We start from the raw sequence: 543 nt of genomic DNA on the forward strand, positions 1-543 counted from the left end.
CTCACGCTCCGCCCACTCCACATGGTTCGCCAGCCCGCGGTGCGTCACCTCCACACCCTTGGGCCGACCCGTCGAACCCGACGTGAACACCGTGTACGCGACCGCATCCAGGTCGACAGCAACCTCAGGAGCCTTCGGCGGGTAAGCCGACAGGTCCTCCGCCGTCAGCACCACCGGCACATCCGTGAACCGGTCCGCATACTCGGCCGACGTCACCGCCACCGACACCCCACCATCCGCGACCATCGCCGCGACCCGCTCCGACGGCAGTACCGGATCCATCGGTACGTAACCCGCGCCCGCACGCCACACACCCAGCAGCGCCACCATCAGCTCAACCGAGCGATCCAACAGCACCGCCACCGACGAACCCACACCGACGCCCTCGGCACGCAGACGATGCGCCAGACGATTCGCCGCCGCATCCAACTCCGCATACGACAAACGCCGTTCACCACACTCCACCGCCACAGCATCCGGAACCCGGACCACCTGACGCGCCACCAACTCCGGCACCGACACCCCGGACACCACCGCCACCGA

Annotated in this window: 1 protein-coding gene; it reads right to left on the reverse strand. The window is 68.1% G+C overall.

All coding sequences use genetic code 11. The features are described 5' to 3' along the window. Positions 1–543 (reverse strand): AMP-binding protein (locus IG74_RS47325; protein ID WP_037827532.1); only part of this gene is annotated, 543 nt, incomplete at both ends.

Source organism: Streptomyces sp. NRRL B-1347, assembly GCF_000720325.1.
GTDB lineage: Bacteria > Actinomycetota > Actinomycetes > Streptomycetales > Streptomycetaceae > Streptomyces.